This is a genomic window from Nitrobacter sp. 62-23 (genome assembly GCF_001897285.1).
GTDB lineage: Bacteria > Pseudomonadota > Alphaproteobacteria > Rhizobiales > Xanthobacteraceae > Nitrobacter.
The window spans coordinates 39402-59469 of sequence record NZ_MKSM01000126.1 but is presented as its reverse complement, the minus strand read 5'-3'; the positions used below and the strand labels follow the sequence as shown (position 1 = coordinate 59469).

16 protein-coding genes are annotated in these 20068 nt (G+C 62.3%); 15 read left to right on the top strand and 1 reads right to left on the bottom strand.

Going from position 1 to position 20068, the window contains the following annotated elements; genetic code table 11:
- From proS to BGO16_RS14745, 3 genes are all read left to right on the top strand, one after another.
- Nucleotides 1-1252: proline--tRNA ligase (proS, locus tag BGO16_RS14755; protein WP_292619600.1), on the top strand; the 1252-nt coding region annotated here is incomplete at its 5' end.
- A gap of 73 nt (nucleotides 1253-1325) precedes the next feature.
- On the top strand, nucleotides 1326-2606 hold the full coding sequence (locus BGO16_RS14750; RefSeq protein ID WP_292619599.1) for a lipoprotein-releasing ABC transporter permease subunit: 1281 nt from the start codon (nucleotides 1326-1328) through the stop codon (nucleotides 2604-2606).
- Nucleotides 2607-2615: 9 nt separating this feature from the next.
- Nucleotides 2616-3311: an ABC transporter ATP-binding protein gene (locus BGO16_RS14745; RefSeq protein ID WP_292619598.1), complete on the top strand. Its 696-nt coding sequence runs from the start codon at nucleotides 2616-2618 to the stop codon at nucleotides 3309-3311.
- Between the two features lie 42 nt (nucleotides 3312-3353).
- Here BGO16_RS14745 and BGO16_RS14740 read toward each other — a convergent pair whose 3' ends face one another.
- Complete coding sequence (locus BGO16_RS14740) at nucleotides 3354-3608, bottom strand: DUF3551 domain-containing protein (protein ID WP_292619597.1); 255 nt, start codon at nucleotides 3606-3608, stop codon at nucleotides 3354-3356.
- A 256-nt stretch (nucleotides 3609-3864) separates the two neighbouring features.
- Between BGO16_RS14740 and pyrF the strand changes: the two genes are divergently transcribed.
- The 12 genes from pyrF (at nucleotide 3865) to rseP (ending at nucleotide 19840) form a co-directional block, all read left to right on the top strand.
- Nucleotides 3865-4581, top strand: coding sequence for an orotidine-5'-phosphate decarboxylase (pyrF, locus tag BGO16_RS14735; RefSeq protein ID WP_292619596.1), 717 nt, complete (start codon nucleotides 3865-3867; stop codon nucleotides 4579-4581).
- Nucleotides 4582-4666: 85 nt separating this feature from the next.
- Nucleotides 4667-4927 carry a hypothetical protein gene (locus BGO16_RS14730; RefSeq protein WP_292619595.1) on the top strand — a complete coding sequence of 87 codons (261 nt, stop codon included), beginning with the start codon at nucleotides 4667-4669 and terminating at the stop codon, nucleotides 4925-4927.
- A gap of 385 nt (nucleotides 4928-5312) precedes the next feature.
- Nucleotides 5313-8819, top strand: a complete 3507-nt coding sequence (gene dnaE, locus BGO16_RS14725; RefSeq protein ID WP_292619594.1) for a DNA polymerase III subunit alpha — start codon at nucleotides 5313-5315, stop codon at nucleotides 8817-8819.
- 169 nt (nucleotides 8820-8988) lie between these two features.
- Entirely contained in the window at nucleotides 8989-11439 is a 2451-nt protein-coding gene (locus BGO16_RS14720) for a caspase family protein (RefSeq protein ID WP_292619593.1), read from the top strand.
- A gap of 313 nt (nucleotides 11440-11752) precedes the next feature.
- On the top strand, nucleotides 11753-12751 hold the full coding sequence (locus tag BGO16_RS14715) for a 30S ribosomal protein S2 (protein WP_292619592.1): 999 nt from the start codon (nucleotides 11753-11755) through the stop codon (nucleotides 12749-12751).
- A gap of 123 nt (nucleotides 12752-12874) precedes the next feature.
- The gene (tsf, locus tag BGO16_RS14710; RefSeq protein ID WP_292619591.1) at nucleotides 12875-13798 is read left to right on the top strand and encodes a translation elongation factor Ts; all 924 of its coding nucleotides are present in this window, start codon (nucleotides 12875-12877) and stop codon (nucleotides 13796-13798) included.
- Between the two features lie 191 nt (nucleotides 13799-13989).
- Nucleotides 13990-14706, top strand: a complete 717-nt coding sequence (gene pyrH, locus BGO16_RS14705) for a UMP kinase (protein WP_292619590.1) — start codon at nucleotides 13990-13992, stop codon at nucleotides 14704-14706.
- Between the two features lie 49 nt (nucleotides 14707-14755).
- Nucleotides 14756-15319: a ribosome recycling factor gene (gene frr, locus BGO16_RS14700; RefSeq protein ID WP_292611750.1), complete on the top strand. Its 564-nt coding sequence runs from the start codon at nucleotides 14756-14758 to the stop codon at nucleotides 15317-15319.
- A 19-nt stretch (nucleotides 15320-15338) separates the two neighbouring features.
- Nucleotides 15339-16097 (top strand): isoprenyl transferase, encoded by a 759-nt coding sequence (locus BGO16_RS14695; protein WP_292619589.1) that lies wholly within the window; start codon nucleotides 15339-15341, stop codon nucleotides 16095-16097.
- 166 nt (nucleotides 16098-16263) lie between these two features.
- On the top strand, nucleotides 16264-17106 hold the full coding sequence (locus tag BGO16_RS14690; RefSeq protein ID WP_292619588.1) for a phosphatidate cytidylyltransferase: 843 nt from the start codon (nucleotides 16264-16266) through the stop codon (nucleotides 17104-17106).
- 3 nt (nucleotides 17107-17109) lie between these two features.
- On the top strand, nucleotides 17110-18333 hold the full coding sequence (dxr, locus tag BGO16_RS14685) for a 1-deoxy-D-xylulose-5-phosphate reductoisomerase (RefSeq protein WP_292619587.1): 1224 nt from the start codon (nucleotides 17110-17112) through the stop codon (nucleotides 18331-18333).
- Nucleotides 18334-18688: 355 nt separating this feature from the next.
- Nucleotides 18689-19840 carry an RIP metalloprotease RseP gene (gene rseP, locus BGO16_RS14680; RefSeq protein WP_292619586.1) on the top strand — a complete coding sequence of 384 codons (1152 nt, stop codon included), beginning with the start codon at nucleotides 18689-18691 and terminating at the stop codon, nucleotides 19838-19840.
- The last annotated feature ends 228 nt before the right edge of the window (nucleotides 19841-20068 follow it).

Genomic DNA, 20068 nt, shown 5'->3' with positions numbered 1-20068 from the left:
CCGGCTGATGCTGCGGGCGGGCATGATACGCCAGGAGGCGGCCGGCATTTATGCCTGGCTGCCGCTGGGTCTTCGCGTGCTCAAGAAGATCGAGGCGATCGTGCGCGAGGAGCAGAATCGCGCCGGCGCGATCGAGGTGCTGATGCCGACGCTGCAACTCGCCGACCTCTGGCGCGAGAGCGGGCGTTACGACGCCTATGGGCCGGAGATGCTGCGGATTCAGGACCGCCACAAACGCGAGTTGCTGTACGGGCCGACCAACGAGGAGATGATCACGGAGATTTTCCGCAGCTACGTGCGGTCCTATAAAAACCTGCCGCTCAATCTCTATCATATCCAGTGGAAATTCCGCGACGAGCAGCGCCCCCGCTTCGGCGTCATGCGCGGCCGCGAATTTCTCATGAAGGATGCCTATTCGTTTGATCTCGACGAGGCCGGCGCGCGGCGCTCTTATAACCGGATGTTCGTCGCGTACTTGCGCACCTTCGCCCGGATGGGGCTGAAGGCGATCCCGATGCGCGCGGAGACCGGCCCGATCGGCGGCGACCTCAGCCATGAATTCATCGTTCTCGCCGAGACCGGAGAGTCCGGCGTCTATATCGACAAGGATGTCCTCGATCTTCCGGTGCCCGGCACCGAAGTGGACTACGACGGCGATCTGACGCCCATCGTCAAGCAGTGGACCACGGCCTATGCCGCCACCGAGGACGTGCACGACGCAGCGCGCTACGAGCGCGAGGTTCCGGAGGCGAAGCGCATCCATACCCGCGGCATCGAGGTCGGCCAGATCTTTTATTTCGGCACCAAATATTCCGAATCGATGAAGGCATTGGTGGCGGGACCCGACGGCGTCGAGCAGCCGATCCATGGCGGCTCCTACGGCGTGGGAGTCTCCCGCCTGGTCGGTGCGATCATCGAAGCCTGTCACGACGAGGCCGGCATCAAGTGGCCGGACGCGGTGGCGCCGTTCACGGTTGCGATCCTCAATCTGAAACAGGGCGCCAGCGATACGGACGCCGCGTGCGAGCGGCTGTACCGCGAGCTTACGGCCAAAGGGTTCGACGTGCTTTACGACGACACCGACCAGCGGGCAGGCGCGAAGTTCGCGACCGCCGACCTGATCGGTGTTCCCTGGCAGGTGATGGTTGGACCCAAGGGGCTCGCCGAGGGCAAGGTCGAGATCAAGCGGCGCGCAGACGGCACACGTGAGAATGTCGCGCTGGAGGATGCCGTTGCGCGGTTGACAGCGTAGCGATTATCCACCGCGCGCGACGTTCAATGCCATTCCGGCCACAATTGGCCGCGAATCATGGGATTATCAAATAATGGATGAGACCATGACCCAGCCGCTCCGGACCAAGCCGTTTGCCGCTTTCGAGTGGATGCTGTCCGGACGCTATCTGCGGGCGCGGCGGAAGGAAGGCTTCATCTCGGTCATTGCCGGCTTCTCTTTCCTTGGCATCATGCTCGGCGTCGCCACGCTGATCATCGTGATGGCGGTCATGAACGGCTTCCGCACGGAACTGCTCAGCAAGATCCTCGGTCTCAACGGGCACCTGCTGGTCCAACCGCTGGAGTCGCCGCTCACTGACTGGAAGGACGTCGCCGACCGCATCAGTCAGGCGCCCGGAATTCGGCTTGCCGCGCCCGTCGTCGACGGTCAGGCGCTTGCGTCGTCGCCGTTCAACGCCGCCGGCGTTTTCGTCCGGGGCATCAGGGCGAACGACCTCAACAACCTCACCTCCATCGCCAAGAACATCAAGCAGGGCACGCTCGAGGGCTTCGACGAAGGGCAGGGGGTCGCCATCGGGCGGCGTCTTGCCGATCAGCTCTCGCTGCACGCAGGCGACAGCGTCACGCTGGTGGCGCCACGCGGGGCGGTGACTCCGATGGGCACGACGCCGCGCATCAAGCCGTACAAGATCGCGGCGGTTTTCGAGATCGGGATGTCCGAATACGATTCCACCTTCGTGTTCATGCCGCTCGCCGAGGCGCAGGCCTATTTCAATCGCGCCAACGACGTCACCGCGATCGAGGTCTATACCGACAACCCGGACAAGATCGATGAATTCCGCAAGTCGGTGACGGAGGCCGCAGGCCGGCCGGTGTTTCTGGTCGACTGGCGACAACGCAATTCGACGTTTTTCAACGCGCTCCAGGTCGAGCGCAACGTGATGTTTCTGATCCTGACGCTGATCGTCCTCGTCGCCGCGCTGAATATCGTTTCCGGCCTGATCATGCTGGTCAAGGACAAGGGCAGCGATATCGCGATCCTGCGCACCATGGGCGCGTCGCAAGGATCGATCATGCGTATTTTCCTGATTACCGGCGCGGCGATCGGCGTCGTCGGCACGCTCACCGGCTTTGTCGTCGGGCTGGTGATCTGTCTCAACATCGAATCGATCCGGGAATTCCTGTCATGGCTCACAAGCACGGAGCTGTTCTCGCCGGAGCTTTATTTTCTGTCCAAATTGCCGGCCGAAATCGATTTTCGCGAGACCAGCGCTGTTGTGATCATGGCATTGACGCTGTCGTTTCTCGCGACCCTTTACCCGTCGTGGCGCGCCGCGCGTCTCGATCCCGTCGAAGCGCTGCGGTACGAGTGAGCGGCGGACATGGAGGGGGAAAAGGAGATACCGGTCGTTTATCTGCACGATATCAAGCGGCAATACGTGCAAGGCGAAGCCAGGCTCACCATTCTGGACGGCGCGAAGCTCGCTTTATGGGCGGGCCAGTCTGTTGCGCTGGTGGCGCCCTCGGGATCCGGCAAATCGACCTTGCTTCACATCGCCGGGCTGCTTGAGAGCCCGGATGCGGGGGAGGTTTATATCGGAGAAACCGCGACGTCGGGTCTCTCCGATGCAGAGCGTACGCAGATACGGCGCACCGATATCGGGTTTGTCTATCAGTCGCACCGTCTTCTTCCGGAATTCACGGCGCTCGAAAACGTCATGCTGCCGCAGATGATCCGCGGCCTCAAACGCTCGGAGACGGTCAAGCGCGCGCGCGAAATTCTCGCCTATCTCGGTCTCGACGATCGCGTCACCCATCGGCCGGCGGAGTTGTCCGGTGGCGAGCAGCAGCGGGTCGCGATCGCGCGAGCGGTCGCCAATGCGCCGCGTGTGCTGTTGGCGGATGAACCCACCGGCAATCTGGATCCACACACCGCGGATCATGTTTTCAATGCGCTGATGCAGCTTGTGAAAGCCACGCGCGTGGCGATGCTGATCGCGACGCACAACATGGAGCTTGCGGACCGGATGGACCGGCGGGTCTCGCTTGAGAACGGTCAGGTCGTCGAACTGGACTGAAGTGGGCGGCGCCACTCGGTGGGCCGTGCCTGGCTTGTCCGCTCAACGGCCATGCCGTCGGCGCGGCGGGTGGTTCGAGCCATCTTTTGGGCCGGCGAAAAACGGATTCTCCAGGCATTGGGCGGGGCGTCCTGACGCCAGCGCCCTGCATTGCTCGAGGGTCATATACCTGCAGTCGTTGTATGCGAACGGCCCGTAAATCACCATGCACACCGGAAAGCGGCTGTCCCAGGCCTGTGCGTGGGCGCTCGCGCAGGAGCAGATGATGGCGGAAGCGATCAGGAACGCTGTGCGCATTGATTGAAATCCCGGCGATGGATGGTCATGACAATGCCTTCAGCGAGCTTTCGGACCCTGACGGATCGTTGAAAAAGCTGTCCCGGCATTATCATTATTGGCGTCTCTCTGTCGCGATATGTCTCTTGCGTGGACCAGCTTCGTGTAGGAAAACAGGCTCTGGTCCAAGGCTTGGCATTGATCCTGAACGTTCGGTGCCGACGTCGACCTTCGTAATCTTCTGTAAATCCCGATGGCAAGCGGCCCGGCGCCAGGCATGACAGACCTCCACGACCTCGCCCGCGAGAAGCTGATCGTCGCTCTCGATTATTGGAATGTCGAGGACGCGAAGAAGCTCGTTCGCGATCTGGGCGACGAGGTGTCTTTTTACAAGATCGGTTTGGGCCTGCAGCTTGTCGGCGGAAACGAGTTCGCCAGGGAACTGATCGCGCAGGGCAAGCGGGTATTCCTCGATTACAAATATTACGACATCGGGGAGACCGTTCAGCGCGCGGTTGCGCAAGCCGCCGAATTGAATATCACCTTCCTGACCGTGCACGGCGTTGCGAGCATCATGAAAGCTGCGGTCGCCGGCCGCGGCAACGCCAACATGAAAATCTTCGGCGTTACCATATTGACGAGCATGGATGCCGACGACATCAAGGAGATGGGTTTCGAATGCAATGTCGAGGACCTCGTCATCGCCCGGGCGAAGAAGGCGCTTGAGGTCGGGGTCGACGGCGTCATCGCGTCCGCGCTCGAAGCCGCCGAGCTTCGCAAGCATACGCGCAACAAGCTGATGGTCGTTTCACCCGGCATCCGTCCTAGCGGCGGCGACCGGCACGATCAGAAGCGCGTGGCGACGCCGTTTGAAGCCATCCGTGCGGGAGCCGATTATCTGGTGTTGGGCAGACCCATTTACGCGGCGCCGGATCCGAAAGCCGCCGCCCGCGCTATCATCCGGGAGATGGCAGACGCGCTGGGCCCGCAATGAGGTCTTCCGCGCGTCAACCGATCCAAGCAAATGGCGGTCTGGCTGCCCAAAAATAAAAGCTATTTTCTGGTTCAGATGAAGTAAGATGGTGGCCAGTCAGGCACTTGGGGAAGCAATGAGCGAACAAAAAAAACGCGATCGTCGGACCGTGGTGGTGATTGAGTCGGAGACGCTGGTTCGCCCGGATGGCCGGGCCGGTATAAGGTTGTTGATGCTGGACCAGGATACCGAGGAAGCAGAGTCAATCGTGTTCGAGGTCAACCTTCAAGCCATTGCCAGGTTTCGGCAGGACTTGGCGATCGCGGAACAACATATTCTGCAGGGTCGGAATCAGACTCAGAATTAAATCTAGACTATCTCCGTCATGCCATTAACCACGGGGGACATTACCTGGGGTGTCCCTCTGCTGCCCCTTGACTTTGAGAACAAAACAGAAACAATGTTCTTGTTATGTTTTCATTCGGAAGAGGGCATTATGCTGAAAATCTTCGTGGAGGAGGCGGCGGCGCTGGCCTCGATCGTGCTGTTTGTCGGAATGGTCGCCGTCTGGGCGCAACTTATTCCGCAGCTCTCGTGAGCGAACGGCCGTCTTTCGCGGGCTGCTCTGGGAAAAGCCGGAATACCCGACGCTCGCGCCGGGGTTTCGCATGGACATGCCGGGTGCAAGTCACCACCATCCGCTGCGAGTCGGCTTAGGCCGTCAGCATATCACCTGCACCCGATGAACGCCCATGATCCAGAAGTCCGCTGCCGCCAACGCCGGTTTCGTCCACCTGCACGTCCATTCGGCCTATTCGCTGCTGAAGGGCTCGATCAAGATCCAGAAGCTGGCCGAACTGGCCAAGGCCGACCATCAGCCTGCGCTGGCGCTCACCGACACCGACAATATGTTCGGTGCGCTGGAATTTTCCGATAAGGTTGCGGGTTACGGGATCCAGCCGATCGTCGGGTGTGAACTCGCGGTCGAGTTCGGCGATCAGGACCTTTCGGCGCGCAACGCGCTCCCCTTTGCCCGGATTGTGCTGCTGGCAACGCGCGAGGCTGGTTATCGGAACCTGATGCGGTTGAATTCCCGGGCGTTCCTCGAAACCTCGGAGCATCAGATCCCCCACATCAGGGTGGAGTGGCTTCGGGACGAAAGCGAAGGGTTGATAGCCTTGACCGGCGGCCCCGATGGGCCGGTGGCTCTGGCGCTCAATGCCGATCATCCCGCCCTTGCGGCTGCGCGTTGCGATCACCTTGCCGGGATTTTCGGCGACCGGCTCTATGTCGAGTTGCAGCGCCACGGCCTTGACAAGGAACGGCGCGTCGAAGGCGCGTTGATCGATCTCGCCTATGCCAAGGGTCTTCCTCTGGTCGCAACCAACGAGCCGTATTTCGCCACTTCGGAAGACTACGAAGCCCACGATGCTTTGCTGTGTATCGCCGGCGGCCGCCTTGTCGCGGAGACCGATCGCGATCAGCTAACGCCGGATCATCGCTTCAAGACCCGCGCGGAAATGGCTGTGCTGTTTGCCGACATTCCGGAGGCACTGTCGTCCACGATTGAAATTGCGCAACGCTGTGCGTTCCGGCCCCTGACGCGCAAGCCGATCCTGCCGCATTTCACCGTCGGCTCAGCCGCTGACATGGCAAATGCGAACAACGACGAGGCCGCCGAACTGCGGCGTCAGGCGGAAGAGGGGCTTGCCAACCGCCTAGCGGTTCACGGTGTCTCGCAGGGAACCGCGACGGAGGATTATCGCGCGCGTCTGGTTTTTGAGCTCAACGTCATCACCCGCATGCATTATGCGGGCTACTTCCTGATCGTCGCGGACTTCATCAAGCACGCCAAGTCCAAGGGCATTCCGGTGGGACCGGGCCGTGGCTCCGGCGCCGGCTCGCTGGTGGCCTATGCGCTCACCATCACCGATCTGGATCCGATCCGGTTTGGTCTGCTGTTCGAGCGCTTCCTCAATCCCGAACGCGTGTCGATGCCGGATTTCGATATCGATTTCTGCCAGGAGCGGCGAGGCGAGGTCATCGACTACGTGCAGAAGCGCTACGGCCGCGATCAGGTCGCGCAGATCATCACCTTTGGAACGCTCCAGGCGCGCGGCGTGCTGCGCGACGTCGGCCGTGTGCTGCAGATGCCTTACGGGCAGGTTGACAAGCTGACCAAGCTGGTCCCGCAAAATCCGGCGGCGCCCGTTACCCTGGCCGCGGCAATCGCGAGTGAACCGAAGCTGCAGGCGTTTCGCGACGAAGACCCGGTGGTGGCGCGTGCGTTCGATATCGCCCAGCGCCTCGAGGGACTGACGCGTCACGCCTCGACCCATGCCGCGGGCATCGTGATCGGCGACCGTCCCTTGAGCGAACTGGTGCCGATGTATCGCGATCCGAAGTCGGACATGCCGGTGACCCAGTTCAACATGAAGTGGGTGGAGCCGGCAGGACTCGTGAAGTTCGACTTTCTCGGCTTGAAGACGCTGACCGTCCTCGACGTCGCCGTTAAGCTTTTGAAGCAGCGTGATATCGACATCGATCTCGCCACGTTGCCGCTCGACGATGCGGCGAGCTACCAGATGCTGACGCGGGGCGACGTGGTCGGCGTGTTCCAGGTTGAAAGTCAGGGCATGCGGCGGGCTCTGGTGGACATGCGCCCGGACCGTTTCGAGGACATCATCGCGCTTGTTGCGCTGTATCGGCCGGGACCGATGGCGAATATTCCGACCTACTGCGCGCGCAAGCATGGAGAGGAGGAGCCGGAATATCTCCATCCGATGCTGGAGCCGATCCTGAAGGAGACCTTCGGCGTCATCATCTATCAGGAGCAGGTGATGCAGATCGCGCAGGTCATGGCCGGCTATTCGCTCGGCGACGCCGACCTGCTGCGCCGCGCGATGGGCAAGAAGATCCGCGCGGAAATGGAAAAGCAGCGCGCGATTTTTGTCGCCGGATCCGTGAAGAACGGCGTGCCCAAGGGGCAGGCGGAAACGATTTTCGAGTTGCTGGCGAAATTCGCCGATTACGGCTTCAACAAAAGCCATGCCGCAGCTTACGCGCTTGTGTCTTACCAGACGGCGTATATGAAAGCGCATTATCCGGTCGAGTTTCTGGCGGCGTCGATGACGCTCGACATGAGCAACACCGACAAGCTTTCGGAGTTTCGCGCCGAAGCCCACCGCCTCGGCATCAAGGTCGAAGCGCCCTCGATCAACCGCTCCGGCGCGACCTTCGAAGTCAGCGATGGCGTCATCTGCTATGCGCTTGCGGCGCTGAAAGGCGTCGGCGCGCAGGCGGTCGAACAGATCGTCGAAGTCCGCAAGAGCGGGTTGTTCACCTCGCTGGCCGATTTCGCCGCCAGGGTGCCGCCGCGCGCGATCAACAAGCGCGTGATCGAAAGCCTTGCGGCTGCCGGCGCGTTTGATGCGATCGAGCCCGACCGCGCCCGCGTGTTCGCGGGCGCCGAGGCGATCCTCGCGGCATGCCAGCGCAGCCACGAAGCCGCGATACTCGGTCAGAATGACATGTTCGGCGGCATGGCGGATGCACCGGCCATCATGCTGCCTCAGGTCGAGCCCTGGCTGCCTGCCGATCGGCTGAGGCGCGAGTACGAGGCGGTCGGGTTTTTCCTGTCCGGACATCCGCTCGACGACTACGCGACGGCATTGAAACGGCTGCGCGTCCAGTCATGGGCTGAGTTTTCCCGCGCCGTGAAAACCGGTGCGACCGCCGGCAAGGTCGCCGCAACGGTCGTCTCGCGAATGGAGCGGCGGACCAAAACGGGCAACAAGATGGGAATCCTCGGGCTGTCCGATCCGACCGGCCATTTTGAGGCTGTTCTGTTTTCTGAAGGGCTGGCGCAATTTCGCGAGGTGCTCGAACCGGGAGCAGCAGTGCTGCTGCAACTCGGCGCGGAACTGCAGGGCGATGAGGTGCGCGCCCGGATTCTGCACGCTGAACCACTGGATGATGCGGCGGCAAAGACCCAGAAGGGCCTTCGAATTTTCCTGCGCGATACCCGCCCGCTGGATTCGATCGTGAAGCGCCTGCAGGTGCCCGAGAATGACGACCCGGGCGGGTCCGCCAAAGTTCCCGCACCAAGGGCGTCCGGCGATGGCGACGTTTCGCTGGTGATGTTGCTGGACCTCGAAACTGAGGTGGAAATCAAGCTTCCCGGCCGTTTTCGGGTCTCGCCGCAGGTCGCAGGCGCGATCAAGGCGGTGTCCGGGGTCGTGGACGTCCAGGCGCTCTAAGCCAATATCGACTGCCGGGATTCTTATTCGTCGCTCGAGGGGGCGGTCTTACAATAGACCTCTTCCTGGAAGTGCCTTGTTCGGACCGCTTTTCGTTCAAATAATGTTCAGAGACCCGCGCGCTGAATACCGCAAAGCCGTGTTTGGCTGTTGGTAGGGTAGAACGATCATGCGCCTGAACAGAGGCCTCGCAATCTTTGCGTCATGTCTGTTTCTCTTCGGTGCGTTCTCGGTGATCCCGAGCGCGGCCATTGCCCAGCAACAGGAAAAGCGTATCGCGCTTGTGATCGGAAATGGTGCTTACGCCAAGGCGCCGCTCGCAACGGCTGCAAACGATGGCGGGTTAATCGCGCAGACTTTGCAGGCGGCGGGCTTTGACGTCACCGGCGCCCGCGACCTTGACGGCGACACGTTGCGTGGTGCGTTCCGCGATTTCATCAAGAAGGCGGAAGCATCCGGCCCTGACACTGTCGCTGTGGTTTATCTTGCAGGTTATGGCCTCCAGTTTTCCGGCGAGAACTATTTCATCCCGGTGGATTCGACGATCGCGCATGACACCGATATTCCAACCGAGGGCCTGCGCATCAGCGATTACATGCGTCAGCTCACGGCGTTACCCCTGAAGCTCAGCGTCGTCATGCTGGACATCGCGCGCGAGCAGCCGTTCATCGAAGACGGATCGATTGCAAGCGGCCTGGCGCTCGTCGAACCCAATCCGCGGATGCTGATCGCATTCAATGCTGCGCCGGGCACGGTTGCGCCGGAAGAGCCGGGGCCATACGGAGCCTACGCGCGGGCGGTGGCTGAAATGATCCGCACCGGCGGCCTGCCGCTTCCCGAGTTGTTCAACCGCGTGCGCTTGCGCGTCAACGAGGACACCAAGGGCGCTCAGGTGCCATGGGACACGCAGAAGGTCGACGATGCGCAATTCATGTTCTTCGATCGTGCGCCGGATGCGCCAGCGGCCGCGTCGTCTGGCCAGGCGGTGACGGTGCGTGACAAACCGGTCCGTGATCTTGGCGCGTCGGACGCCTATCAGGCCGCGCTCGATCGCGACACCTTGCAGGGCTATGAGGATTTCATCGCTGCTTATCCGCAGGATCCGATGGCGAAGCGGGTCAGGGCGATCATCGCGGCGCGTCGCGAGGCGATTACCTGGCAGCGCAGCTATCGGGCCGACACGCCGGACGCCTACTGGTCGTACCTGCGACGCTATCCGCGCGGGCCTCACGCTGCGGATGCGCGGCGCAGGCTTGCGATCCTGTCGGCTGCACTCGAGCCGCCGCAAACGTTCACGATGCTGGACTACGATGTGCCACCGCCGCCTTCCGACGAGATTGTCTATGTCGACCGGCCGGTGCTGATGTTCAGCGATCCGGATTTCGATTTCGCGCCGCCGCCACCGCCGCCGGTGTTTTTCCTGCCCCCGCCGCCACCGGACTTCGTCGTGCTGGAGCCGCCTTTGCCGCCGGTCGGATTGTTCTATCTGCCGAGCCCGTTGTTCGTGCCGATACCGGCCTATGTCAGGGCTCCGGCTTACGTCCAGCCTCCCCCGAACGACATCATCTTCACCAACATTCACAACACGACGGTGATCAATAACGTCATCAACCGTCCGCCGCTCGCAGCAAATCCGGCAGCGCCTCTGGTGAACCCGGCCGCGCCGCGCAACGGAACGGCTCCAGGGCGTACCCCCGCCGCGCGAGGTCAGGTCAGCCAGCCCGCTGTACATCCAGGACCCGCGCTACCGGCCGCTGTGATGCGGAAGGCAACCCTGATTCAGGAAGGGAAAGCGCCGGTCCCCCCAAGCGCGTCGATTAATCCGGCTGCGAAAGCCGGATCGTTCAGAAGGTCGACAGACAGGCCGCCCGGACCACGCCGTGCGCCACCTGCGGCTGGCGGCACACAGGCTCAGCCGGTTGCGGAGCAGCCCGCTACAACTGGCCCGGCCCCGGCCGCGACCGGGCGCCCGCCCGCGATAGCGGCGCAGCCCGGCAAGCCCGCGCCAGGCCCAAATTCGAACAACACGCAGCTTCCAAAGGCTCGCGCCCTGCCGGTGCCTGGCAGCAAGGGTACGCCGCCGCCCGGTGCGGCGACGCCAAGACCTGGACCAAAATCTGGACCTGGCGTAACCGTTCCGGAGGGGGAACCGGCTTCCGGTGTTCGACGGCCGCCGACCACGGGGCCGGCCGGTGGCGCATCCGGTCCGGCTGCGCCACAACCCCGCGCTGCAAGACGGCCACGAGAGCCGCAAGCAGAGCCGCACCTCCGAAGGTCGACATCGCCATCCCGAGCGGCTCCAACGACTGTCGCGCCGCCACGGGCTGCTCCCAGGTCCGCTCCGCCGCGACTGCATGCAGCGCCGCCGCCACGCGTCACCTCGCCGCCGCGTCCCGCGCCGCATATGGCACCGCCGATGCAGCGGATGGCGGCGCCTCCGAGACCTGCGCCGCAGCGGTCAGCACCGCACATGGTCCCGCCGCCGCAAATGGCGCCTCCACCACGCGCCGCACCTCCACCAAGGGCTGTCGCGCCACCACGGCCGGCGCCTGCCGCTCATCCGGGGCCGCCATCTCGTGGCGGGGCCAAAAAGTGCCCGCCGAACGTCGCCAAATGCTAGGCGGCAGTGCCGGTTCGGATTCGTCGGTCTGACCGACATTGTTCCCTTAACCGGATGCCGATTTTCTTCACGCGAACCGGTATCCACTCCCCGGGGCAGGCCCGAAGACATGCTTCGCTCGCAAATGCGATAAGGGCCGGAAATCCTTGCGTCAGGGCAGGGCGGCGGCTATAAGCCCGCCATCTCACACGGAAACATGGCCTGAACAGCCGTCCGGTGGCAGCCGGCCGCATTCCTTTTGGTTTGATGCCTTTTGGTTTGATGGCTTGCGCTGCTCACACGTTTCCGGAGGAACCAACCGGAGAATTGAACCATGGCGATTCCTGAATTTTCCATGCGCCAGCTGCTAGAGGCTGGCGTTCATTTCGGCCACCAATCGCACCGCTGGAATCCGAAAATGGCGGATTACATTTTCGGTGCGCGCAACAACATCCACATCATCGATCTCGCGCAGACCGTGCCGCTGCTGCATCGCGCGCTGCAGGCCGTGAGCGATACCGTCGCCAGGGGCGGCCGCATCCTGTTCGTCGGCACCAAGCGCCAGGCGCAGGACGGCGTCGCGGAGGCCGCGAAGCGGTCGGCGCAGTATTTCGTCAATTCGCGTTGGCTGGGTGGCACACTGACCAACTGGAAAACCATTTCCGGCTCGATCAAGCGGCTGCGCCATCTCGATGAGGTGCTCAGCTCCGGCGATGCCAACTCCTACACCAAGAAGGAGCGCCTGACGCTGCAGCGCGAGCGCGACAAGCTCGATCGCTCGCTCGGCGGCATCAAGGACATGGGCGGTCTGCCCGACATGATCTTCGTGATCGATACCAATAAGGAAGACATCGCAATCCAGGAGGCGCAGCGGCTGAACATCCCGGTCGCGGCGATCGTGGACACCAATTGCGATCCCAAGGGCATCACCTACATCGTTCCGGGCAACGACGATGCGGGTCGCGCCATCAGTCTGTATTGCGACCTCATTGCGCGAGCGGCGATCGATGGCATTTCGCGCGCCCAGGGCGAATCCGGCATCGATATCGGCGCTTCGGTTAAGCCAATCCAGGAAGAGCTTCCGGCGGCCGCGCCGCCATCCGGATTCCAGGGCCTTGCGGGTCCGCGGGGCGTCGCCGACGATCTCAAGAAGCTCACGGGCGTGTCCGGGGCGATCGAGAAGAAGTTCAACGACCTCGGCATCTTCCACTACTGGCAGCTCGCCGAACTCGATCATGACACCGCGCACAAGATCGGCGAAGAGCTCGGGCTTCCGAGCCGGGCCGACGGCTGGGTCGCTCAGGCCAAGACGCTGACGGCCGAAGCCGAATGACGTGACGGGTGGCGGTTTCGCGGCCACCCTCTTTCACAATGAGTTTTCTGACTTGTTTCCTGAGTAGAGACGGCGGCCGGCGAGTTGCGCCGCAGTCTCCTGACAGGCAAAGGGCACACAGCAATGGCGACAATCACCGCAGCGATGGTCAAGGACCTGCGCGAAACCACCGGCGTCGGCATGATGGATTGCAAGCAGGCGCTGACGGAAAACAACGGTGACATGCAGGCTGCGATCGACTGGCTGCGCAAGAAGGGGCTGTCGAAGGCCGCCAAGAAGGCCGGCCGCGTCGCAGCCGAGGGCCTGATCGGCGCCGTCACCAGCGGCAACAAGGGCGTCGTCGTTGAAGTCAATTCGGAAACCGATTTCGTCGCGCGCAACGACCAGTTCCAGGGCCTGGTCAAGATGGTGGCGCAGGTCGCGCTCAGCGTCGGCGCCGACGTCGAGGTGATCAAGGCCGCCAAGGTCGGCAGCGCCACGGTGGAGACGGCCATTTCAGATGCGATCGCCACCATCGGCGAGAACATGACGTTGCGTCGTGCGGCCTTGCTCGAAGTCAGCAAGGGAATTGTCGCAAGCTATGTCCACAATGCCGTCATCGATGGCGCCGGGAAAATGGGCGTGATTGTCGCGCTTGAGTCGGCGGGCAACGCCGACGAACTGGCCGCGCTCGGCCGCCAGATCGCGATGCATGTCGCGTCCTCGAACCCGCTGGCCATCGATCCGTCGGGGGTCGATCCCGCCGTCGTCAAGCGTGAGAAGGACATCCTCGCAGACAAATTCCGGCAGCAGGGCAAGCCCGAGGCCATGATCGAGAAGATCACCGAGTCCGGCCTGAAGACTTTCTTCAAGGAACAGACGTTGCTGGAACAGCCGTTTATCTTCGACGACAAGAAAAGCGTCGGCCAGGCGCTCAAGGAGGCCGAGGCTAAGGTCGGCGCGCCGGTGAAGCTGACGGGTTTTGTGCGCTATGCTCTCGGCGAGGGCATCGAGAAGACCGAATCCGATTTCGCAGCCGAAGTCGCCGCGGCTGCCGGGCAGGGCTGACGCCGGGCCTGAATCAGTTTGTTTCCGTCAAAACACAAACCGCTTAGGTCAACATTTTGATGGAAGCGTTTCACTGAAGCACTGCGCGCTCCCTCTCTCGCTTGCGGGAGAGGGTTGGGGAGAGGGACGTCAGGCAATAGCGGCGGATTCGTATGTTGGAATCGGACCATTGGCGGCGGAGCTAACGCATCATGGATGAGCCGGCCTATCGTCGCGTCGTCGTTAAGCTGTCCGGGGAATATCTGGCCGGTTCGCAACCCTTCGGCATCGACCAGCCGACCATCGACCGTATCGCCGGTGATCTGATCGCAGCACGCGAACTGGGAACTGAAATCTCGGTTGTCGTCGGTGGCGGCAACATATTCCGCGGCGTCGAGGTGTCGTCCCGAGGCGTTTCCCGGCCCACCGGCGATACGATGGGAATGCTTGCGACCGTCATGAACTGCCTTGCGCTGGAGGCTGCCATCGAACGCCGCGGGCAGCCGGCCCGCGCGCTGTCCGCCTTCGTGATGCCCGAAGTCTGCGAACTCTTCACCCGCGGCGCGGCGCACAAATATCTCGCCGAGGGCTGCATCGTTCTGCTCGCCGGCGGCACCGGCAATCCCTTTTTCACGACCGACACCACCGCCGTGCTTCGCGCCGCCGAGATCGGTGCGCAGGCCGTGCTCAAGGCGACCAATGTGGACGGCGTCTACAGTTCCGACCCGAAGAAAGATCCGTCTGCCAAACGGTTCGAGCGGTTAAGCCACTCGCAGGCGCTTGAAGGCGGCTATAAGGTCATGGATGCGACCGCTTTCGCGCTTGCCCGCGAGACGTCGCTGCCTATCATTGTATTCTCGATCGCCGAACCGGGTTCGATCGGCGCCATCCTGAGGGGCGTCGGTCGCGGAACGATCGTCGCCAGTTGATCGGTGTCGTCAGGTTGAATGTAGGTCAGGTTCCGGATTGGAGAGCGGCATGGCGTCGGGGAATTTCGATATCGGCGAGCTGAAACGCCGGATGCAGGGAGCGACCCAGTCCCTCAAGCATGAGTTGGGCAGCTTGCGGACGGGGCGGGCCGCCTCGTCGATGCTCGATCCGGTGCAGGTCGAGGCCTATGGCAGCCACATGCCGTTGAACCAGGTGGCGACGATCAGTGTCCCCGAGCCGCGGCTTCTGTCGGTGCAGGTCTGGGATAAATCGATGGTCAAGGCGGTGGAGAAGGCGATCGTCGACTCCAACCTCGGGTTGAGCCCGGCCACCGAAGGACAGGTCCTGCGCCTGCGCATCCCCGAACTCAACGAAGAGCGTCGCAAGGAACTGGTGAAGATCGCGCACAAATATGCCGAGGCGGCCAAGGTGGCGGTTCGCCATGTCCGGCGCGACGGACTCGATGCGATCAAGAAGCTCGAGAAAAATCACGAGATTTCCGAGGACGACGAGAAGCGCCTGGCGAACGATGTTCAGAAGGCGACGGACGGGGTAATCTCCGAAATCGATCAATTGCTGGCGGGCAAGGAAAAGGAAATCCTCACCGTTTAGCCGGGACTGGACTGGCCTGATGTCGAACGCTGTTGCGCCTGCAATCGAGGGATCGGACCAAATCGACACGCCGTTGCACGTTGCGATCATCATGGATGGCAACGGCCGATGGGCGGCCGCAAGAGGGCTCCCTCGGGCGGAGGGCCATCGCCGCGGTGTCGATGCGCTGAGACGCGTGGTCCGCGCTGCCTGCGAATTGAATATTCTTTACCTGACGATTTTTTCCTTCAGCTCCGAGAATTGGTCGCGGCCCGCGACCGAGATACGTGATCTCTTCGGCCTGCTCCGGAGATTTGTCCGCAATGACCTTGCAACGCTGCATCGCGACGGCGTGCGCGTACGAGTCATTGGCGAACGTGAAGGGTTGGAGCCGGATATCAGTGCGCTGCTGATCGAGGCGGAGGAACTGACCAAGGACAACACCCGCCTCAATCTCGTGGTCGCCTTCAACTACGGCTCGCGGCAGGAAATCGCGAACGCCGCACAGCGGCTTGCGCGTGAGGTCGCCGACGGCAAGCGCGACCCGGCCACGATTGATGCTGATATGCTTGGTCGATACCTGGACGCGCCGGACATTCCCGATCCGGACCTGATCATCCGCACCAGCGGCGAGCAGCGACTGTCGAATTTCCTGATGTGGCAGGCCGCCTATAGCGAGTTCGTGTTCGTGCCGATTCACTGGCCGGACTTCGACAAGACCGCGCTCGAGGGCGCTATTGCGGAATATGCCAGACGCGAACGCCGCTTCGGCGGGCTGGCTGTGAAAACCGGATCGTGACCGGTGTGGTGGTTCAGAAGCTCGATTCATTCTCCCCACGGGTCCGCCAGGCGAACTTCCGAGCCCGAACCATACTTGAATCGTAAAATTGCCGGTGTCCCTTTGATCCGAGTTCGCATCAAAGGCTGCTGCAAGGACCTGCGAATTTTGGAATCGGGACACTAGTGTGACACAGGATCAACTCGCGCCGGCTGCTGCAGGAGAATCGCGAAATCTCCGCACGCGCATCATAGCGGCGCTTGTGCTCGCGCCTGCTGCGATCGGGATCGCATGGGCTGGCGGGCCGCTATGGATCGGTCTTGTAACGCTCGCGGCCATCGGCATGTACGTCGAATGGCTGACGATCGTCGGCGCCGCGCGGGAAAAACAGATCGTCGCCGCAGGGATTGCTGCGCTCATCCTGTCCGGCCTGAGTCTGGCGCTTGGATACGGCGCGTTCTCGCTGGTTGTTCTCGTGATCGGCGCTGCGACGGTCGCCGCGGTGTCGCGGCGGTTGCGGTTGTGGTCGGTCGCCGGCTTCTGCTATGCGGCGGCGGCCGCATTCGCGTCGGCCCAGGTTCGCCTCGACGAGGCCTACGGGTTCGTCGCGTTGATATTCGTCATGCTGGTGGTGTGGGCGGCCGATATCGGGGGATATTTCGCCGGCCGCGGCATCGGCGGACCCAAATTATGGCCGCGCGTCAGCCCGAAGAAGACCTGGGCCGGTGCGATCGGCGGGTTCGCAGGCGGTCTTGTTGTCGCGGCGGGATTTGCCGCGGTTGGTATTGGAAAACTGACGCCTTTGCTGTTACTCGCCGCTTTTCTGTCCGTCGTGTCGCAATCGGGCGACCTGTTTGAATCGGCGGTCAAGAGACGTTTCGGGGTCAAGGACTCCAGCCAGATCATTCCCGGACACGGCGGTTTGCTCGACCGCCTCGACGGCTTTGTCGCGGCGATCGTTGTGGCTGCGCTTTTCGGCTTTCTGCGGGGCGATGCGAATGGCATCGGTCATGCTCTTATGGTTTGGTGAGGTATGAGTGCTGTTCCGTTGAAAAACGACAAGCCGGCTCAGGCCGGCGTCAGGACCGTAACGGTTCTGGGAGCAACCGGCTCAATCGGCGACAGCACGATGGATTTGCTGCGCGGTGCGCGCGGCCGCTACCGTGTCGAGGCGCTGACCGCGAATTCCAATGTCGAGGTTCTCGTCAAGCTCGCGCGGGAGTTTGACGCGCGGTTTGTCGCCGTCGCCGACACCTCGCGCTTTGGCGAGTTGAAGGATGCGCTCGCCGGCAGTGATATCGAGTGCGGCGTCGGTGAAAGCGCGATCATCGAGGCGGCTTCGCGGCCGGCCGACTGGTTGATGGCTGCAGTGAGCGGGGCGGCCGGGCTGAAGCCCGCGCTTGCGGCCGTCGATCGCGGGACGACGATCGCGCTTGCGAACAAGGAATGCCTGGTCTGCGCCGGCGATTTCTTCATGCAGCGCGCCGTCAAGGCCGGAGCCTGCATCCTGCCGGCCGATTCTGAACATAATGCGCTGTTTCAGGCCCTGAGTTCGGGAAACCGCGACGAACTTACGCGCGTGATCATTACCGCGTCGGGGGGGCCGTTCCGTACCTGGGCGGCAGCCGACATCGAGAACGCGACGCTGGCGCAGGCGTTGAAACACCCGAACTGGAGCATGGGGCGGAAGATCACCATCGACTCGGCGTCGATGATGAACAAGGGACTCGAAGTCATAGAGGCCGCCTGCCTTTTTGCGCTGGCGCCGGACGAGATCGACGTGCTGGTCCATCCGCAATCGATCGTCCACGGCATGGTCGAGTTCTCCGACCGCTCCGTCGTCGCTCAACTCGGCACGCCCGACATGCGGACCCCGATCGCGCATTGCCTCGGCTGGCCGGAGCGCATCGCGGGCCCGGCGACGAAGCTCGATCTCGCCAAGATCGGGCAACTGACGTTTGAGGCCCCGGATTTCACCCGGTTCCCGGCGTTGCGGTTGGCCTATGACGCGCTGAGGACAGGGAACGGCGCGACCACCGTCTACAATGCTGCGAACGAAATTGCGGTTGCGGCGTTCATCGCCGAGAAGATCAGATTCGGGGCCATCGCACGCCTCGTCGAAGCGACCCTGAATGGCTGGATCCGGGCGGGAAATCTCGCGCCTCTGGCGTCCGCCGACGACGCCATCGCCGTTGACCATAACGCGCGAAATATGGCGGCTTCGCTTTTGCCACAAATTGCCGCAAAGGCGTCCTAGTGCAATGAATGGACGTCGCGCTCCTCTGTCGGGAGGCGGGTTTACACGCAAATGTCAGGTTCAAAACTTCACTGGCAACTTATATTTGCTGGTGATCCTTCGAGTCTAACCTTCGCAGGAATGCTCGCTAAAGCCTGATGCGGATGTTAGAAATCAAATGACGGAGGAGGCGATGGTGTTTTGGGGCGAAGCGTGTTCCCGGGTCTGATCCGGGCACGGGTTATGGATTCAACGGTTCGCGTAATGAACACGCGTCGAACCAAAACCGTAGAGGCTCGCTTCTGAGTCCGTCAGAAGCGGAAAGGCTCTAGGACGTTCGGGACCAGCGCCTCCGGCGCTGGACGAGGGAAACGGAATGGCCGAGTTTTTTCTTCATGGTTTCAATACCTTAAGCAACGGTCTGATAGGTTACATCGTTCCGTTTCTGTTTGTCCTCACGATCGTTGTTTTCTTTCATGAGTTGGGCCACTTCCTGATTGCGCGCTGGGCTGGCGTGAAGATCCTGACTTTCTCCGTAGGCTTCGGTCCGGAACTGGTCGGCTTCAACGACAGGCACGGGACGCGCTGGAAGCTCTCGGCCATCCCGCTCGGTGGATACGTCAAGTTTTTCGGCGATGATACCGAGGCAAGCACGCCGTCGAGTGCGGCGCTCGCATCCATGACGGCGGAGGAGCGCGACGGCAGCTTCCATCACAAGAATGTTGGCCGGCGCGCTGCGATCGTCGCTGCGGGTCCGATCGCCAACTTCATCCTCGCGATCTTCATTTTCGCTGGCCTGTTCACGATTTTGGGCAAACCCAGCACAACCGCGCGCGTCGACGGCGTGCTGGCCGGCAGCGCGGCCGACGTCGCAGGTTTCAAGCCCGGCGACGTCGTGACCGCGATCAATGGCAGCAAGATCGACAGCTTTTCGGATATGCAGCGCATCGTCGGAACCAGCGCCGGCGAGACGCTGACATTCGCGGTGAAGCGCGGTGATTCGATCGTCGACCTGCGGGGAACGCCGGAACTGAAGGAAATCAAGGACCGGTTCGGTAACGAACACCGGATCGGCGTGCTCGGGATTTCGCGCGCGACTTCGCCCGGAGATGTCACCACCGAACGAGTCAACCCGGCCACGGCGCTGTGGCTGGGCGTGAAGGAGACCTGGTTCGTGGTCGACCGCACGCTGGCTTATATTGGCGGGATCTTCACCGGCCGCGAGGACCCCGACCAGGTCGGGGGACCGATTCGGATCGCTCAAATCTCCGGGCAGGTCGCCACGATCGGTTTCGGCGCGTTGATCCATCTTGCCGCCGTTCTTTCCGTGTCCATCGGATTGCTGAACCTGTTTCCGGTTCCGTTGTTGGATGGCGGGCACCTCTTGTTCTATGCGGTCGAAGCTGTCCGCGGCCGCCCGATGTCCGAGCGGGCACAGGAGATGGGCTTCCGGATCGGGCTTGGCCTGGTGCTGATGTTGATGGTTTTCGCGACCTATAATGACATACTGCACCTGTCCGGCTCGTGAGTCGCGCTTGGCGCGGGGTGAGGAAGGCGGGTAGCGGCTGCTCGCCCGCACCCCGCTCCTAACAACATGGAATTGATCGCGTTCAGGATGGATCGATTCGATCCACAATCATCGCGATTGGGGCGTGACTATTGGGCAACGTCTTGGAGTTAAATTGGAATTGCACTGCGAAAGGCCGTTTTCCGCTACGGAAAAATTGGCTACAAGCAACGCGAATGGGAATCTGCC

Excerpts from the sequence above, each read along its gene's own strand:
- BGO16_RS14750 (WP_292619599.1), top strand. The coding sequence starts at position 1,326 with ATGGATGAGACCATGACCCAGCCGCTCCGGACCAAGCCGTTTGCCGCT.
- BGO16_RS14745 (WP_292619598.1), top strand. The coding sequence starts at position 2,616 with ATGGAGGGGGAAAAGGAGATACCGGTCGTTTATCTGCACGATATCAAG.
- BGO16_RS14740 (WP_292619597.1), bottom strand. The coding sequence starts at position 3,608 with ATGCGCACAGCGTTCCTGATCGCTTCCGCCATCATCTGCTCCTGCGCG.
- pyrF (WP_292619596.1), top strand. The coding sequence starts at position 3,865 with ATGACAGACCTCCACGACCTCGCCCGCGAGAAGCTGATCGTCGCTCTC.
- BGO16_RS14730 (WP_292619595.1), top strand. The coding sequence starts at position 4,667 with ATGGTGGCCAGTCAGGCACTTGGGGAAGCAATGAGCGAACAAAAAAAA.
- dnaE (WP_292619594.1), top strand. The coding sequence starts at position 5,313 with ATGATCCAGAAGTCCGCTGCCGCCAACGCCGGTTTCGTCCACCTGCAC.
- BGO16_RS14720 (WP_292619593.1), top strand. The coding sequence starts at position 8,989 with ATGCGCCTGAACAGAGGCCTCGCAATCTTTGCGTCATGTCTGTTTCTC.
- BGO16_RS14715 (WP_292619592.1), top strand. The coding sequence starts at position 11,753 with ATGGCGATTCCTGAATTTTCCATGCGCCAGCTGCTAGAGGCTGGCGTT.
- tsf (WP_292619591.1), top strand. The coding sequence starts at position 12,875 with ATGGCGACAATCACCGCAGCGATGGTCAAGGACCTGCGCGAAACCACC.
- pyrH (WP_292619590.1), top strand. The coding sequence starts at position 13,990 with ATGGATGAGCCGGCCTATCGTCGCGTCGTCGTTAAGCTGTCCGGGGAA.
- frr (WP_292611750.1), top strand. The coding sequence starts at position 14,756 with ATGGCGTCGGGGAATTTCGATATCGGCGAGCTGAAACGCCGGATGCAG.
- BGO16_RS14695 (WP_292619589.1), top strand. The coding sequence starts at position 15,339 with ATGTCGAACGCTGTTGCGCCTGCAATCGAGGGATCGGACCAAATCGAC.
- dxr (WP_292619587.1), top strand. The coding sequence starts at position 17,110 with ATGAGTGCTGTTCCGTTGAAAAACGACAAGCCGGCTCAGGCCGGCGTC.
- rseP (WP_292619586.1), top strand. The coding sequence starts at position 18,689 with ATGGCCGAGTTTTTTCTTCATGGTTTCAATACCTTAAGCAACGGTCTG.